Source organism: Streptomyces milbemycinicus, assembly GCF_002154605.1.
GTDB classification, from domain to species: Bacteria; Actinomycetota; Actinomycetes; order Streptomycetales; family Streptomycetaceae; genus Streptomyces; species Streptomyces milbemycinicus.
On the sequence record NZ_MUNE01001142.1, the window covers coordinates 1 to 1,440 of the forward strand.

The window sequence follows — 1,440 nt, forward strand, 5'->3', positions numbered from 1 at the left end:
GGTGGGGTCCATGGGGCCGGTGGCGGCGACACCGGGCGCCGCGGCGGCGTACGGCAGCAGCGGAACCAGCGCCTGGTAGACCTCCTGGGCGTCGGCCGGCCGGTGCTGAGGGTCCTTGGCGAGCAGCCGCAGCACCAGCGCCTCCAGCGCCTCGGGCACCTCGGGCCGCGCCTGGCGGACCGGGACCGGCGGCTCGTAGAGATGGCGGTGCAGCACACCCAGGGCGGTGGAGCCGGCGAAGGGCACATTGCCGATGAGGAGTTCATGCATCAGCACGCCCAGCGCGTACAGGTCGGTGTACGGGCCGACGGCACCGCCCATGGCCTGCTCGGGGGCCATATAGGCGGGGCTGCCGATGGGCGAGCCGGTGTGGGTGAGGCGAGTGGTGTCGGTGTCGAGGACGGCGGCGACGCCGAGGTCGAGGACGGTCACCGAACCATCGGGGCGGATCATCACGTTCCGCGGCTTGAGGTCGCGGTGCACGATCGGCACCGCATGGACGGCGGAGAGCACCGCGCACAGCTGCGCCGCGACGCACACCGCCCACTGCCAGGGGTAGGGGTCGTGCTCGGCGAGGTGGTCGGCGAGGTCGGCGCCCTCGACGTACTGCATGATCAGGTACAGGTCGTCGCCGTCGCTGCCCGCGTCGTGCACGGTGACCAGACCTCGGTGGTCGACCTGCGCGGTGACCCGGCACTCGCGTACGAAACGGCGGCGCAGATCGTCGACGCCGTCGCCGCCGTCGCTGGGTATCGCCATCCGGTCGGGGCGCAGCAGCTTGACCGCGACCCGCCGGTCCAGCCGCCGGTCGTACGCGGTCCACACCTGGCCCATGCCGCCCTGGCCGAGGAGCGTGGCCAGCTCATAGCGGTCGGCGACGACGCGTCCGTTCAACGGCCCTGCTCTCTGCGGAGGTAGTCGCTGAGCGCATCCAGCTCGGCGCGTACGCGCTGGATGCGCTGCGGTTGGGGTTGGGGCTGCGGCTGGACGGGCTGGTGCGGCGGCAGGGGCTGGAGCGGCTGCTGCGGCGGTACGGCCTGGTGCTGGTGGGGCGGGACCGGATAGCCGTACGGCGCGGGCCCGGTCGGATACCCCGGCGGGATGTACGGCCCCACGCCCGGCGCGACGATGGGCGCCGGGCGGTGCTGCTTGATGTCGACGATCAGGAAGTGCGTCGCCACGGCGCAGGACAGCAGGAACATCCCCGCCAGGGTCGTGTACGCCAGCGCGTCGGGCTCGTCGGGGCCGGTTCCGAACTCCACGAACGCGAGCACCACCACCACACATGTGCCCCAGAACAGCAGCCAGTCGAGCGCGCGGCGGCGCAGGATGGCCACGCGCAGCATCGTCACCCACGACAGCAGGCCGAAGGTCAGCAACGACAGGCCGACGAAGACCACCCGCAGGACGGCCACCGTCGCGGTGGCGGCGGGACGGGGC

The 1,440-nt window shown here is 72.8% G+C and carries 2 protein-coding genes; both read right to left on the reverse strand.

What is annotated here, in order from left to right:
* Positions 1-894 (reverse strand): serine/threonine-protein kinase (locus CCN51_RS51675; RefSeq protein WP_143676234.1); only part of this gene is annotated, 894 nt, incomplete at its 3' end.
* Positions 891-1,440 (reverse strand): hypothetical protein (locus CCN51_RS51680; RefSeq protein WP_086861276.1); only part of this gene is annotated, 550 nt, incomplete at its 5' end. The genes CCN51_RS51675 and CCN51_RS51680, both read right to left, overlap by 4 nt.